Origin of the sequence: Parendozoicomonas sp. Alg238-R29, assembly GCF_947331445.1 — a bacterium.
In the GTDB taxonomy this organism is placed as follows: domain Bacteria; phylum Pseudomonadota; class Gammaproteobacteria; order Pseudomonadales; family Endozoicomonadaceae; genus Sansalvadorimonas.
Map to the genome: position 1 here is coordinate 1 of NZ_CAMZOG010000021.1, position 14,389 is coordinate 14,389.

Here is a 14,389-nt window from a genome sequence, read left to right on the forward strand (position 1 = left end):
TCAGGGCACGCAGTTTGTGGGCAGGATGAAAACCTCAGCAGTTTACGAAGTCGTTGAATGTCGTGAAACGACAGACGACTCTATCCTGGAAGACCAAATCATCAGGCTCTCTTCTGACAAAGGTCGAAAGGACTGTCCAACTGATCTCAGGCGGGTCAAGATTTGCCGGGAAGAAGACGGCAAAGTACTGGTTTTTATCAGTAACGATCTAAAGAGAAGTGCTGCAGAGATTGCCGCCTTGTATAAATCCCGCTGGCAAATCGAACTGTTCTTCAAGTGGATTAAGCAGAATCTGAAGGTGAAGCGGTTCCTTGGGCGCAGTGAAAATGCTGTAAAAATACAGGTGCTCACAGCAATGATTGCCTACCTCCTGCTGCGCCTGGCTCAGATCACAACACCCTGCAAATTGTCGTTACAGCAAATAGCCCGAAGAGTCAGTCTTAATCTGACCCGCCGTTGCTCTTTGTTGGAATTATTCAGTGATCCGCCGGATAGCATGGAAGTCAATTCACTCCAGAATCAGGGGAGTCTGGAACTGGTTTATGCTTAACCGGACAGTAGTGTAAATAGATATGTTTTCTGAGCCTGAAAATAAAACATCAACACATCTTGGTCTCAGCTAAAATTATTTTTTAACCAGCCAGGGATGGCGGATGTACTTAAAGATTTGTTCAGGGAATGAACATTTGAAGACCTCAAGCACTCTAACTCGTTATAAATGGTTTAAAGATGCAGTGAAATCGCACTGGCGGATTTATCGGGAAGCCTTGGTTGCCAGTTTTCTTATTAACTGAAGTTACGCACTGAACATCAAAGTTTGGCATTATTACCGCCATGAGAAATGACCTAATCGAACTGTATTCTGACTATTTGCTGTCATCCTATGGCAAAACCACAGCCACAGGCTTGTCTGACTTGCTTGATGGTGCCTACAGCCATGATCAGTTTTCCCAGCTACTCTCTTCCAACGATTTTTCCAGCCAAACCCTTTGGACATTCGTAAAACCTGTCGTAAGAGAAGTTGAAAGTCCTGACGGTGTTCTCATCTTTGATGACACCATTCAGGAAAGGAGCCGGAGTTATTTATAAATAACTCCGGCCTTTTTAAGATATTTGGTACACCTGCCAGAGCGCATCTTCATACGCTCCACCAAAATCAATTCTGGTAATACTCTCAACATCAAACATATCCAGAGTGCTTTCAAACTTTGCATCTGGAGACATGCACTGAAGATAGAGCAAGTCGTTATCGATTTTATTCAGTCGGCCAATCCAACAAACAGAAGGGTCAGTAATCTCCTGATGCACCGTAATCAACGGACTTAATCGTGCAGCTGTTCGAAGGGCTTTCTGCATGGAATCAAGATTGATAATACCAGGATGCCGAGGTTCCTGCTTTTTCAGCTTAAGAGCTTTCATCAAAAACTCCTGCTGAGGAACCGGGCGTTCGATATGGCTGATATCAGAGCGGCGAATAACCTGGAAACCATTTAGATCAATCTGATCACTGATGATTTGCAGCAGAAGCAGGTCACGGCTGGCATCCATCAAAATACCACTGGTCCAGGCATCTTCACCTTCAACGCGTTGCCGAAAAATGCGGATACAGGAATGCAGAGGCAACAGCTTGTCCGGCATCGTCCGTATTTCCTGATACTGTCTTTCAGTTACAAACTCAGGCATGTCCAGCTCCCGGTGAGCGCAAGAAAATATCTTGTTTGGGGTACGCTACAGTGACCCCGTGCTCCCGGAATAGTTCCTGAACCCGTGCATTTAATTCATCCCTGACCGGCAAACGGTCATCCACATGTGCCACATGTGTACGCAGCTCATACATCAGAGAACTGTTGCTGTACTCCATCAGGAGCACCAGTGTTTCTGGCTGTTCAACAGTCCTTGAATGCTCACTGGCAGCCTGATGCAACAGTTTTTGCACCAACTTGGGATCTGTACCATGAGCAACCTCAAATGGCAGGATAATTCGAACAATTGAGTTACTCAAAGACCAGTTAATCAGCTTCTCACCCATCAACATTTTGTTGGGAATTATGATTTCTTTGTTGTCCCAATCAGTCACAGTCGTGGAGCGGATTCTAATTCTTGAAACTTCACCGTTCAGCTCCCCAAGAGTAATGGTGTCGCCAAGGCGAATGGGGCGTTCGAACAGAATAATCAGGCCAGCTACAAAGTTGGCAACAATCTCCTGTAAACCAATACCAATACCAATACCCAGAGCCGCAACTAACCACTGCAGTTTGGCCCAGCTGGCACCAAGAAAACTCAAAGCCGTTAAAAAGCCAATACAGGAGATAATGTAACTGAGCAGTGTTGTCATCGCATAACTGCTGCCTGCCCGAAGTTTCATACGGGACAACAGGGTGACTTCCAGAAGGCCGGGCAGGTTTCGAGCCAGGATAAAGCTGGTAGCCAGAGTCACCATACTCAATAGAAGGTCGCTTAACCGCACAGTGAAAGGTACCCCACCCTCCTGATCTGGAGAGAATTCCCAAAGCGTCACGTTATCCAGAACATTCAACAGGGCAAACAGCTCTTTCCAGAACCAGTACAGGCCGATGAACAGGCCGACAATCATCAGAGCATTCAGTAAACGGAGTGACTGCTGATTAATAGTGGCAAGGTCAAGATTGGGTTCTTCAACATTTTCCCCGTCTTTGCTGGCGGCGCGCTTTTTCAGAGCACGGGTAAAGGCCAGTCTGCGCTCGGCCACATTCAGGCTGCGAATGACAAGAGCCTGGAGAAGAACAGCTGCGCCAACCATATACAGGGTTCCGGCAAGCTGGAACTGTAAAATCAATGTGGAATAGTAATAACCGGCTGCAGTAAGAATAAGTTGGGCAAAGGCAATCAATACCAATGCCAGCGTGAGAATAATATGGAGGAACCTGGAACCAAACAGGTAGCTGCTTGCCTGCATTAACCGGAACAACATCCAGCCCTGTAACAAGGAACCTGCCATAAGCAGGGTCATCCCTAAAATATCCTGATTCAAATCCGTAGGCTGATCTTTCGCCAAACTCACGGTCAGTAACAGAGGAACCATGACCGATCGTAAACGGATAAGCAGCATCTGAACTTTACGACACTGGACTGGCGGCCAGCGGAAATGAGTAACGGCGATGTTGTGTGGTCGGTGAATCTGTATCGCCATGGATAAAAGCAACCAAGCAATCGCTGTGACAATAAATGCTGAGCCGAGATTGACCACTCCAACGGAATAATCATTTCCCGACAAAAGTGCCATACCGGTGAAGCCCATTATCACAGGCAGAGGCATAACCTGTAGAAGGCTCAAACCAAGTGCCACAGGAGTAAGAGTCAGAGTATCGTGTCGAACATTCCCCATCTTACGGGTCAATGTCCGCTGTAAGGCCATAAATGTTCTACGCCGGGTGTGAAGCAACAGCACCAGCGCAACAACAATGGAAACAAACAACCAGTTATTCTGGCCATAATCTGTAAGGGCAAACAGGATTCCATCCCAGGGAATGTTGGTGAACTGATGCCAGAGCATTTTCGGCAACTGCTGTATCCAATCAACACCAATAGCCTGGTTACTGGCAATCCAGAAAAGTCTCTCTTCAAGAGTTGTCGAAAGCTCTCGACTTTGAGTATCAAGATTCTTTTGATCAAGATCGAGACTGGTAGCAGTACTAAGCAGTGTCCCAACTTCACCTGAAAGGTCTTCCAGCAACACCTGCCGGTTTTTCATCAGGCGCAGGAGCTCTTTGGTGTCCTGGGGGCTGAACACATGCTCTGATTTGTGCTGTTCAATAACCACATCAACCCGGGCTTCCGGACTGGCCAGCTCTTGACGTTGCTGGTCGTACTGAAACTTTTGCAAACGAGCCTGGGCAACAACATCTGAAATCCCAGGGTCGATACTGAAATGAGGAAGAGTCATCAAGTTTTCCCGGAGCATCCGGGCAAGCACCCGGTTTTCTCCGAGAAGCACTGACTGCTGGCGAACAGTCTGGCTAATATTGCTTAGCTTGCTCAGCTGATTCCTGACCTTAGAACTTTTGGCTGTCAGCTGACTCAGGCGATCGGAAATAGACAGCAATTGCTGACTCATTTCCATATTCAATGCGGCCTGAGCCTGAAGAACACTTTTCCCTGCTGTAGAGCGATTCAGTCGTGAAGCTGTTGCCACTGCTTTTTCACTGGCAGCTCTGCGCTTGAAGTTAATAATGGTCTGCATGGACAGAACTTCCTGCTCCAGCAGTTGAACTCTTCGGGTGAGCAGCCGTTGCTGCATTGTTTCGAGATCAAGCAGAGTACTGCTGGAACGTATTTCCACGTTCAGGCGGGAGTCTTGATGTTGCAAAGCATTCGATTCAGCTTGCAGCAGGATTCTTTTCTTCTCTTTAAGGTCTGCTGTTGTTTCGCTATCAACATCCAGAAGATTGATCTGGGCTGTGATGTCTTTCAGACGATCCTGATTCTTGCTGATGATGGCCTGGTTTCTTTCCGGGCGGGCACGGCCATGGGTTATCTGGTTGGAAATACGTGTGAGCTGGTTTTGGAGTTCTGTGATCTCTTCGAGTCTGCTATCCAACAACTTGCGCAATTCATCAACAGGCTGATGACGATACTTTTCCAACAATGTTGTGTCTGAAGGCAGCGGAAGACTATCCATTTGCTTTTGCTGTTTGACCAGTTCATCTGGCGCATTATCAACCTGTTTTTTTAAGTTCTTCAGCTGCTCCTGTTCAGATGCTGCCAGCCGGAGAAAAGTCAGGGTTTTGCGGTAAATATCAGAAAGCTCAGACTCTTTCTCACTCAGCGCTTTTTCCGCAGGTTTCATCTGCTCAAGGGCCTTGGAAATGGCCTCCTGACTGGGCAGTCTCGGAGAAGATGTTTCCGCCAGAAGTGAGCAGGAAAACAGAGCTGTAAAGATAACTATCGCCAGCGTGCGCATACGAAAAGGACGTCCCGGTCACAGTGTTTTATTAAACATTAATAGGTTTAATAAAGTGTAGCGGGGCTAGCAGTCTTTAAAGGGTCGTGAATCAGCGAGAATTGCGTTGCGCCATGACTACGCCGTTTGAAACAATTCAAATGCAGAAAACCACTATGAAAATCAAAAAACAGGCGGGCTGTCAGAGTTTCCGCTGCCAACACCTCCAAGGTCGTGCTGGCAGCCGGTTTAATCAAAACAGTTTCAGTGGTTCCTCATCCAGAGCAGACATCTGTTCTCTCAACTCCAGAATATGATCTGCCCAGTAACGTTCACTGTTAAACCATGGAAAAGCGATGGGGAATGCCGGATCTTCCCAACGTTTTGCCAACCAGGCGCTGTAGTTCATTAATCGCAAAGTTCGGAGGTATTCCACAAGGTTCAACTCAGCAGGATTGAAATTATGGAACTCGTTATAACCATCAATCAGTTCTGAAAGCTGAGCCATTTTGTGCTGCCTGTCTCCATTCAGAAACATCCACAAATCCTGAATCGCCGGACCATTGATGCAGTCATCGAAATCTACAAAGTGAAAAACATCATCCCGGCACAGGATATTACCAACATGGCAGTCGCCGTGGAGCCTGATAATGTCCGGTTTATTTGCTGCATCAATCACTTCGAGCTTATCAATAAGATCTCTGGCCAGAGTTTCATAAGCCGGAATCAGGCTTTGGGGAATAGAGTCACTTTCCAGCAAGTAAGAGGCACTGTCTTTGGCGTAACGCTGCAGGCTGATTTCCGTACGATAACTGAAAGTTCGTGTTGAACCCGCATTATGAATACGCCCCATAAGCTGACCAAGGCTGAATAGATGATCCATATTATCCAGCTCTGGAGCATGACCACCTTTGCGGATATAAATACTGAACATAAAACCGGCAAAATCGTGAAGAGTTTTACCGCTTTTATCGGCAATGGGGGGAACAACGGAAATATCCAAATCAACAAGTTCTCTGGCAAAGGCGTGCTCTTCCAGAATTTGTTCCCGACTCCAGCGATTCGGGCGATAGAACTTCACAATAACCGGTTGTTCGTCCTCAATACCAACCTGATAAACACGGTTCTCATAACTGTTCAGAGCAAGAATGCGGGCATCGCTGAAATACCCTAGCGACTCAACGGCATCAATCACGGTGTCCGGAGTCAGGGATTCATAAGGATGCTGAGTGGTCATTGCAGGCTCCGGAGCGGAAAAGTCCCTTATTGTAGGGAGCCTACCAGAAGTGTTCACTGGTTTTTTAAAAAGAATCGGTAGTCTTTGTGACCAGAGTGCGTTGCAGCCTCTTGAAAGGCAACCAACATTCCGGCGGGGCTGGGTGCGATTGTAGTGCACACACCCTAACGACATCTCTCTGGTAGATATTGCGAAGGGACAACTGCACCGGCATTGGTTGAAGAACGGCACGTCCACTCAATACTGCCATTCTGATCCGATGCTATAAGCAACAGTTGAGCGTCATCTACAACTTTTGCATTGTAAGTGATTCTTAGAGTATCCCCATCAACGACAATACTCTTCACAGAATTACCAGAAATAATCCCAGGAGAACCCGCCGCCATATTGTTCGCAGGCCAAGTACCATATGTACCGTAATAATCTGCGACTGTTGCTTTGAGGGCAGAAGCCATACTCAACCCTTCAGCCATATGAGTTCGTTTGGTATAAACCTGATAAGCATACAGGGCCACAACAGCAAGAATCCCAATAATCAGCGTAACTATCATCAGTTCAATTAACGTGAATCCATTACTTTTTTCGGGTTTGTTTTCCATATTCATGTCCTTATGTATTGGATTCCTGCTCAGCGACATCTGAGAAGCAGGTATTCATCAACACTTGCTCTCAGAGGCGAAGCCATAACCTGATTTTGAAGCACAATTCGATAAGTTCACCGAATAAGCCTAGCAGCTTAGAGGGTGTTCTCAATTAGGCAACACTGAGCTCGAAGCCAAAACCTCAACAGACCCTAACTACAAGAGAATTTAACACTCTTTACACAGAGGGAGTGCGAGCCACACACCATACATCTACTGTTTCTACACCGTGTTTCTTCAACACTTTACAGAGTTCTTCCGTTGTCGCTCCGGTAGTCATCACATCATCCACCACAGCAACGTGCTTGTACGGTACCGGTTTTCTGAGTGCAAAAGCATTCTGCATATTTTGCTTCCGCTTGTTGGCAGATAAGCCCTGCTGGGACTGATCGTTATTCCTGCGTTTGACCAAGTGGTGGTACACAGGAATATCTATTGCTTTCGAGAGTTGCTCAGCAATAACACCGGCCTGATTAAAACCACGTTTTCTTAGTTTCCACCAATGCAGAGGTACAGGAATAAGAGCTTCTGGCCACGGTTTATCGCAGTAATCTTTTTGGAGATTGTTTATCAGGTGTTTGACCAGTGGACGCGCATAAACAATCTGACGGTTGTATTTCACTCTCTGCAGCATTGTTGAGACCGGGAACGCATATTCAAGGGGGGCAACACAGCTATCAAACATGCGAGACTGCTTTTGGCACGTGCCACACAGAATGTGGTCATTTACCGTTAAAGGGTCTTTGCACTTTTCACAACTCCATTGTGGATATGGCAAAGCCAGCAAGCACTGCTCACACACTCCCTGAACCGGGGAGCAACGCGCACAACATAAAAAGCATGTAGCAACCCCCAATCGATCAAAAAACAACCACACGTCAACCACCAATAAAAACATCGGTTGACTGAATGTGCGCATAAGGTATTATCGCCAAAGTTAGAGTTCCCAGAAACACTCGGCCACAGAGCCGGGGTCAAACATAGTCTAAAGACCATTCCTATGCCTGTACCCACAACGACCGCAACCGCCATGAATACACAGCACAATGGACAAGACTCCGTGACCCGTCACGACTGGAGCGTTGCAGAAGTTGAAGCTCTGTTCGCTACTCCGTTTAACGACCTCATGTTTCAGGCACAAACTGTACACCGCCAGCACTTTGATCCAAACGAAGTCCAGGTCAGCACTCTACTGTCTATCAAAACCGGTGCCTGCCCGGAAGACTGTAAGTACTGCCCTCAGAGCGGTCACTACAACACCGGTTTGAAGAAAGAAAAACTGATGGAAGTGCAGCGAGTTCTGGAAAAAGCCAAACAGGCCAAAGAGTCCGGAACATCCCGTTTCTGCATGGGAGCGGCATGGAAAAACCCTCCAGCCAAAGACTTCCCTTATGTTTTGGAAATGGTGAAAGGCGTTAAAGAGCTGGGGCTGGAAACCTGTATGACCCTGGGCAAACTAAGCCAGGAGCAAACGGAACAACTTAAAGAAGCCGGGTTGGATTATTACAACCACAACCTGGACAGCTCTAAAGAATTTTACGACAGCATTATCACGACTCGCTCTTATTCCGATCGCATGGAAACGCTTTCCTATGTGCGCGATTCCGGCATGAAAATCTGCAGTGGCGGAATTGTGGGCATGGGCGAAACCGTTCGAGATCGCGCCGGGTTGCTGGTCAACCTTGCGAACTTGCCCGTTCACCCTGAAAGCGTTCCTATCAACATGCTAGTAAAGGTTGATGGTACTCCCCTTGGTGATATCGATGACCTGGAGCCATTTGATTTTATCCGCTGTATTGCTGTTGCACGGATCATGATGCCGAAATCCCACGTCCGTCTTTCCGCGGGCCGTGAAGAAATGAATGAACAAATGCAGTCCATGGCATTTCTTGCGGGCGCCAACTCTATTTTCTATGGAGAGTGTCTGCTGACTACACCAAACCCTGCTGCTCACAAAGACAAGATGCTGTTTGAAAAGCTAGGCATTCGCCCTGAGCGCCGGGTTGTTAAAAACGATGACAGCCAGCAGGAAGCCTCACTGCTGGAACAAGTACAGAAAAAACAGGACGAAGCTCTGTTTGTAGATGCCGCTGCGGTGTAAACCATGGCTTTTGATCTTGAAAGCGCCCTGCAGGAACGCAGGGCCAAAAGCCTGTACCGCAGGCGCAGAACAGTGGACGGCCCCCAAAAGCCCCAAATGATTGTAGATGGTAAAGAGCAATTGGCTTTTTGCAGCAATGATTATCTGGGACTCGCCAACCACCCTGAAGTGATTAAAAGCTTCCAACAAGCCGCCAGCAAATACGGTGTTGGCGGTGGCGCCTCTCATTTGATTATTGGGCACAGCCGCGCCCACCACCAGCTTGAGGAAGAGCTAGCAGAATTTACCGGTCGTCCTCGGGCATTACTGTTCTCCACGGGCTATATGGCAAACCTTGGAGTGATCAGTGCATTGCTTGGCCGTGGTGATGCTGTGTTTCAGGATCGCCTGAACCATGCCTCTTTGCTGGATGCCGGCCAGTTATCCGGTGCCCGCTTTCAACGTTATCTCCATTGTGATCCAGCCAGCCTTGAGCAAAAACTTCAACGCAGTGAAGCACACCGCAAGCTTGTAGTGACTGATGGGGTGTTCAGCATGGATGGCAATATCGCACCTTTAAAAGAACTGACCGCTGCCGCTTCAAAACATGATGCCTGGATGATGGTGGACGATGCACACGGTTTCGGTGCTGTCGGCCAGGGTGGCCGTGGTGTGGCTGACATGTTTGATATGGGAATTCGCGAACTGCCAATTCTTATGGGCACTCTGGGCAAAGGCTTTGGAACCGCTGGAGCATTTGTCGCCGGTAGCGACGCCCTGATCGAAACATTGGTTCAATTTGCCCGATCCTACATCTACACAACATCTATGCCGCCCGCTGTTGCCGAAGCAACCCGAACCAGCCTTAGACTGCTGAAAACAGAAGACTGGCGCCGTGAGAAGCTACAAACCTTGATTCAGCGTTTTCGTTCCGGTTGTGAACAGTTGGGTCTGGAGCTCATGGATTCTAATACGCCAATCCAGCCAATAATGGTGGGCAGTGCTGAGAAGTCTCTGACCATGAGCGAAGCACTTGAAGCGCAGGGAATTCTGGTAACAGCTATACGCCCACCAACAGTTCCAAAAGACTCCTCTCGTTTGCGAGTCACATTAAGCGCCAGCCATACAGAGGAAGATGTGGATCGCCTTCTGTCAGCTTTGGAAAAAACTGTCAGGGAGAATCAGGGATGAATCGTGTAATTCTGGTTTCAGGCTGGTGTATGTCTGCAGATGTTATGGAACCGCTCGCGGAAGCGCTTTCAAGCCAAAACTGTAACGTTAGCAGCATGTCTCTGGCAGATGCTGCAGGGGAAAGTTGGGAAGCACTACTGACCTCACTGGATCATCTGGTTAACTCTGAACCAGCAATTCTGGTGGGTTGGTCTCTCGGTGGAAACCTTTGTGCTCGTTATGCAGCCAAACATCCTGAGAATGTTGTTGGCGTGGTGACTATGGGTAGCACACCCAGTTTTGTTGCAACTGAAGACTGGCCTGCTGGTAAACATCCGGACGCTTATCAGGAATTTGCCGATGGCGTGGCTGCTGACATTCAATTGGCAATGAAAGGCTTTGTTCCAATCTGTGCCCGTGGCAGTACTGATTTGAAATCTGCTATTCGTACTTTGAGAGCCTCCGCTAAATGGGCTCTGGCACAGCAAACTGATTGGCGAGTTTTACTGGATAGACTGGCTGAAGATGCCCGTTCAGAGTGGAAAAAAATCACTTGCCTGGGTATTCATTTACTTGCAGAGAATGATCCCTTGGCAAAACTCGGCATTGCAGATGACCTGCTAAAGCTTTTACCTGCTCATAATATTCAGGTTTTACCCGGCAGCCACGCAATATTTTTAGATAACACAAACAGTGTCGTTGAAGCTGTGAAAACAATAACCAATGGTACGGGAAAGGATGTGTAATATGCCCCCGATACCCGCTGCGCTGGATAGGAATGGAACACCTTTACGGCAAGATAAACGCCGCATTGCAGAAACATTTGGCAAAGCCGCTACCACTTACGATGCAGCGGCCAGCTTACAGCAACTTGTTGCAGCAAGAGCCCGATTAGGTCTTCCCGAACTGGATTTACAGGCATCCATTCTTGATATGGGCTGTGGAACCGGTAACGAAACCAGAGCCTTAGTAGAGCGTTATCCTGAAGCTGACATCACTGGCCTGGATCTTTCTCAGGGCATGCTGGATTTCGCTAGTCAAAATCCTTTCCTATCCAACTGCCACTGGGCTATCGGCGATATTGAAGAATTGCCTTTCAACGAAGAACAGTTTGATCTGGTGTTTTCCAGCCTGGCTATTCAGTGGTGTGAATGCCTTTCTGAAGTTATGGCTCAGGTTCATCGGGTTTTGAAGCCCGGTGGCTGGTTTGTATTTTCAACACTGGCAGCAGGTAGCTTGCATGAGTTGAACGCCGCCTGGAAATCGGTAGACGATAAACCCCACGTAAACAGTTACGAGAGTCTGTCTCGTCAGAAACAGCGTGTTGCTTCTTCTGACTTGAGTATTTCCTCTTTGCGTCAGCAGACAGAAACCCTCTATTACCCTTCAGTCACTCATCTATTCAAGGAAATGAAAGCCCTGGGGGTAAATACTGTTACCGAGACTCAACAGAAAGGGTTGGCAGGTAAAAGTACGATCCGCAAACTGACCGAAGGCTACAAGCCTTTTGTCACAGAAAAAGGTTTACCTGCCAGCTACCAGGTAATCTATGGCGTTTTGCGAAAACCCTCAGCTTTTTAATGATATAGTCTGTCCGAACCTGACCTTTCAAAATAACTGTAATAGCAGGCACGGACAGCATGCTTATTTTTCCTGTAGAACAAAAACCAGACTGGCGTCGTCCACCCCTGGTGACCCTCTTTCTGATTCTCGCTAACTGTCTGATCTTTATTTTTTATCAGCTCCCTGACGACGGTCGCACCGAAAAAGCTTTGCAAGCTTACAAAGACAGTGGTCTGTACACCCAGGAGCAGGATATTTATCTCCGCCATATTCGCTTCGATCCCTGGAAGCGGGCCGCGCTTATGGAAGCAAGGGACGACGGCAATAATGAAACCGTTATGGTTCACCTGCTGCACGACCTTTCCTTTGATGAATCGCTTCGAGAACGGGAAGGTTTTGCCAGTAGTGAATGGGAAACTAAACGACTGGAGGTTGAAGGGTTAAGAAACCAGATCAGCTATATCCGGTTTGGCTACAAACCCAGCGATCCTTCCATTATTGATGCCTTTGTTTCTACATTCCTACATGGAGGTTTTGGACACCTGTTCGGTAATATGTTGTTCCTGTTTATCTTTGGCTTTGGATTGGAAGCTTCATTAGGTAGAAAGGCTTATCTCGGAGTTTATCTGACAACCGGATACACAGCCGTCGGCCTTTACCAATTGGCTGAATGGAACAGCTTTTCTTTTGGTGTCGGCGCTTCCGGTGCTATTGCTGGATTGATGGGAGCTTATCTCGCCGTTTATGGGTTAAAGCGTATTCGCTTTTTTACGACGCTGGGCTTTTACTTCAACACCATAACCGCACCGGCTGTTGTTGTTTTCCCATTCTGGCTGGGCAAAGAAATCCTCAATGGTTTGTTCGGTACTGAAGGCATTAACTACTGGGCCCACGCTGGCGGGCTTGCAGGAGGCTTTGCTATCGTCTGGTGGCTGAAATCTCGCGGCCTCAAAATTGCAGAAACAGCCTTAACAGATGAAGAACAAATCGTTACGGAAACGCCTTATCAGCGAGAGCGACGTATTCTTGAAGGCTATATGAGCGATCTCCAGCTATTCAAGGCTATTGAACTGTGCCAGAGACTGATGCAGAAATATCCCGGTGATAAGTATCTTCTAAACGTTGCCTGGAACCTGTTTGAGGGATTACCGGATCACGCAATGTACGAGCAGGTTGTTACCAGTATTCTTGAGCTCCCACCCAATGAAGGAGATAAGGCGACTATTGCACGGGTTTACGGCAGTTATCGCAAAACAACCGGTAGAATGCCAGCCGATGATGAGGTCAGCCTTTCTCTGCTGGAACGCTTCTTAGACTCCCAGTGGAAAGAATACTGTGTGGAACTGACTGAACACCTCGTGTCTCAGCACTGTAGTGACGAACGATTCCAGTCAGTTGTCGAAACCATGGCAAGGCGGTTACGCAACAAAGACATAGATAAGAGCAAGCAACTCAAAGCCTATGGCCAACAAACCTTTCCTCAGGCTGAAACAGCCTGAGGAGCTTTTGCACTTTGATTATTAAGTGCTGAGACCAGTTCTTCAATCTCTTTGTTCACAGCGTTTTCCGGAAACTTTTTCTGGATAAATGTAAGAACTTTCAGGGCATGGGCGTCCCGCTGCAAGCCGTCGCTGAGCGCCTGAGCCATGAGTAAATAAGCCTGGGGGATCTTCCGGTATTCAGGGGAATGTATATGCATATCCTTGAGGATCAGGACGGCATCCCGAAACTGCCTTCTAGCCACCAGTCCTCTGGCTGCGTTATAACAGCTTTCAGGGCTCTCCGGTTTCCACCCGGCATGTCGATGTCTAACTGCAGTCAACGCATCGGCCGCCAGTGTGTATTGGCTGGAGTCAGCCAGCAGTTGCAAATAATGCTCAGCCTGCCGCTCCATTTTTTCTATCGAGCTACCAATAGCACGCATTTCAAATAAACGACGATTTAACTCGGCATCTTTTTTACGGCTTTTTAATGCATTACGGAGTGATTCTGCACAATCTTCTATTCTCCCTTCCTGAAAGTATATAGAGCTGTCGGACAACGCTTTTTTATACTTCCACGATTCTTCATCCATGACTTCTGACTGTTGTGTATCTTCTGTCGTATAGCCCAGCACATCCTGATACTGAAACAGACAATAGCCCATCAATGCACACATAACACAGGTGAAGTAACTGCCAGAAAACAGCGAAATCGGATAAAGAAGACTGCTGCTGATTTTGGTACCCAGCAGAGCAAGAAACGCTCCTGAACCACCGTAGAGGAGCATGACAAAGAAACACAACAAGAGATAAGGCCAGCCTATGGCAGTCATGATGCCGAATAGCTTTCCGGGGTGAACAGCATCTGCCAGCGAGTCTTCACGAGCCAGCACCATAACCGATGCTGGAAGAGCGAGAGCCGCGAAAATACCAACGCCTGCAGCAACAATAATTCCACCGAAAAAACCCGCTGCTGCGATAGAAGCACCAATCACAATAAACACCGCCATCTGCTTGAAGAACAGATGAAAACCTTCTCCGGTAAAAGATTCGGCAACACTGGGTGGCTCCCAGCGTCCGTCACTCATGTATTCAATAATTTTATAGGTGTACTTGGTGATACAGGCTGTGAGAACAAGACTCATCAGCCCTGCAAATATTGATGCTGAAGATAAGGTGACACCCAAAAGCGAGGTGACCAACAGAAAAATCATAGTCTGGGTTTTAAACGGATAGATAAAGAAATCGTTCAAACGCCTCCAGAACGGTTCTGCCGATTGTGCAGTACCAAGAAATTTC

13 protein-coding genes are annotated in these 14,389 nt (G+C 47.6%); 7 read left to right on the forward strand and 6 right to left on the reverse strand.

What is annotated here, in order from left to right; translation table 11 throughout:
* Positions 1-25: 25 nt before the first annotated feature.
* Both QMA35_RS07330 and QMA35_RS07335 read left to right on the forward strand, forming a co-directional pair.
* Positions 26-550 (forward strand): transposase, encoded by a 525-nt coding sequence (locus QMA35_RS07330; protein ID WP_281645370.1) that lies wholly within the window; start codon positions 26-28, stop codon positions 548-550.
* Positions 551-834: 284 nt separating this feature from the next.
* Positions 835-1,089 (forward strand): hypothetical protein, encoded by a 255-nt coding sequence (locus QMA35_RS07335; protein ID WP_281646492.1) that lies wholly within the window; start codon positions 835-837, stop codon positions 1,087-1,089.
* A 15-nt stretch (positions 1,090-1,104) separates the two neighbouring features.
* On the opposite strand, the gene QMA35_RS07340 is transcribed toward QMA35_RS07335, so the two are convergent.
* The 5 genes from QMA35_RS07340 to QMA35_RS07360 all read right to left on the reverse strand — a co-directional run bounded on the left by QMA35_RS07340 (position 1,105) and on the right by QMA35_RS07360 (position 7,481).
* On the reverse strand, positions 1,105-1,683 hold the full coding sequence (locus tag QMA35_RS07340) for a hypothetical protein (protein WP_281646493.1): 579 nt from the start codon (positions 1,681-1,683) through the stop codon (positions 1,105-1,107).
* The gene (locus tag QMA35_RS07345; RefSeq protein WP_281646494.1) at positions 1,676-4,939 is read right to left on the reverse strand and encodes a mechanosensitive ion channel domain-containing protein; all 3,264 of its coding nucleotides are present in this window, start codon (positions 4,937-4,939) and stop codon (positions 1,676-1,678) included. Before QMA35_RS07345 ends, QMA35_RS07340 begins: the two co-directional genes overlap by 8 nt.
* Positions 4,940-5,171: 232 nt before the next feature.
* Positions 5,172-6,155 (reverse strand): serine/threonine protein kinase, encoded by a 984-nt coding sequence (locus QMA35_RS07350; protein WP_281646495.1) that lies wholly within the window; start codon positions 6,153-6,155, stop codon positions 5,172-5,174.
* 164 nt (positions 6,156-6,319) lie between these two features.
* On the reverse strand, positions 6,320-6,754 hold the full coding sequence (locus QMA35_RS07355) for a pilin (protein ID WP_281646496.1): 435 nt from the start codon (positions 6,752-6,754) through the stop codon (positions 6,320-6,322).
* Between the two features lie 220 nt (positions 6,755-6,974).
* Complete coding sequence (locus tag QMA35_RS07360) at positions 6,975-7,481, reverse strand: ComF family protein (protein WP_281646497.1); 507 nt, start codon at positions 7,479-7,481, stop codon at positions 6,975-6,977.
* Positions 7,482-7,826: 345 nt separating this feature from the next.
* On the opposite strand from QMA35_RS07360, the gene bioB reads away from it, so the two are divergent.
* Genes bioB through QMA35_RS07385 form a run of 5 tightly spaced genes read left to right on the forward strand, consistent with a single transcriptional unit; the run spans position 7,827 to position 13,108 of the window.
* Positions 7,827-8,897, forward strand: coding sequence for a biotin synthase BioB (gene bioB, locus QMA35_RS07365; RefSeq protein ID WP_281646536.1), 1,071 nt, complete (start codon positions 7,827-7,829; stop codon positions 8,895-8,897).
* Positions 8,898-8,900: 3 nt separating this feature from the next.
* Positions 8,901-10,067: an 8-amino-7-oxononanoate synthase gene (gene bioF / locus QMA35_RS07370; RefSeq protein ID WP_281646498.1), complete on the forward strand. Its 1,167-nt coding sequence runs from the start codon at positions 8,901-8,903 to the stop codon at positions 10,065-10,067.
* Positions 10,064-10,792 (forward strand): alpha/beta fold hydrolase, encoded by a 729-nt coding sequence (locus tag QMA35_RS07375; RefSeq protein WP_281646499.1) that lies wholly within the window; start codon positions 10,064-10,066, stop codon positions 10,790-10,792. Before bioF ends, QMA35_RS07375 begins: the two co-directional genes overlap by 4 nt.
* A gap of 1 nt (position 10,793) precedes the next feature.
* Positions 10,794-11,627 carry a malonyl-ACP O-methyltransferase BioC gene (gene bioC / locus QMA35_RS07380; RefSeq protein WP_281646500.1) on the forward strand — a complete coding sequence of 278 codons (834 nt, stop codon included), beginning with the start codon at positions 10,794-10,796 and terminating at the stop codon, positions 11,625-11,627.
* A gap of 59 nt (positions 11,628-11,686) precedes the next feature.
* Entirely contained in the window at positions 11,687-13,108 is a 1,422-nt protein-coding gene (locus QMA35_RS07385) for a rhomboid family intramembrane serine protease (protein ID WP_281646501.1), read from the forward strand.
* Here QMA35_RS07385 and QMA35_RS07390 read toward each other — a convergent pair.
* Positions 13,090-14,235 carry a DUF4013 domain-containing protein gene (locus tag QMA35_RS07390; RefSeq protein ID WP_281646502.1) on the reverse strand — a complete coding sequence of 382 codons (1,146 nt, stop codon included), beginning with the start codon at positions 14,233-14,235 and terminating at the stop codon, positions 13,090-13,092. The genes QMA35_RS07385 and QMA35_RS07390 overlap by 19 nt on opposite strands.
* Between the last annotated feature and the right edge of the window lie 154 nt (positions 14,236-14,389).

Coding starts and splice junctions, on each gene's coding strand:
- bioF (WP_281646498.1), top strand. CDS start 8,901: ATGGCTTTTGATCTTGAAAGCGCCCTGCAGGAACGCAGGGCCAAAAGC.
- QMA35_RS07330 (WP_281645370.1), top strand. CDS start 26: ATGAAAACCTCAGCAGTTTACGAAGTCGTTGAATGTCGTGAAACGACA.
- bioB (WP_281646536.1), top strand. CDS start 7,827: ATGAATACACAGCACAATGGACAAGACTCCGTGACCCGTCACGACTGG.
- QMA35_RS07360 (WP_281646497.1), bottom strand. CDS start 7,481: ATGTTTGATAGCTGTGTTGCCCCCCTTGAATATGCGTTCCCGGTCTCA.
- QMA35_RS07385 (WP_281646501.1), top strand. CDS start 11,687: ATGCTTATTTTTCCTGTAGAACAAAAACCAGACTGGCGTCGTCCACCC.
- QMA35_RS07340 (WP_281646493.1), bottom strand. CDS start 1,683: ATGCCTGAGTTTGTAACTGAAAGACAGTATCAGGAAATACGGACGATG.
- QMA35_RS07345 (WP_281646494.1), bottom strand. CDS start 4,939: ATGCGCACGCTGGCGATAGTTATCTTTACAGCTCTGTTTTCCTGCTCA.
- bioC (WP_281646500.1), top strand. CDS start 10,794: ATGCCCCCGATACCCGCTGCGCTGGATAGGAATGGAACACCTTTACGG.
- QMA35_RS07390 (WP_281646502.1), bottom strand. CDS start 14,235: ATGAGTCTTGTTCTCACAGCCTGTATCACCAAGTACACCTATAAAATT.
- QMA35_RS07355 (WP_281646496.1), bottom strand. CDS start 6,754: ATGGAAAACAAACCCGAAAAAAGTAATGGATTCACGTTAATTGAACTG.
- QMA35_RS07335 (WP_281646492.1), top strand. CDS start 835: ATGAGAAATGACCTAATCGAACTGTATTCTGACTATTTGCTGTCATCC.
- QMA35_RS07350 (WP_281646495.1), bottom strand. CDS start 6,155: ATGACCACTCAGCATCCTTATGAATCCCTGACTCCGGACACCGTGATT.
- QMA35_RS07375 (WP_281646499.1), top strand. CDS start 10,064: ATGAATCGTGTAATTCTGGTTTCAGGCTGGTGTATGTCTGCAGATGTT.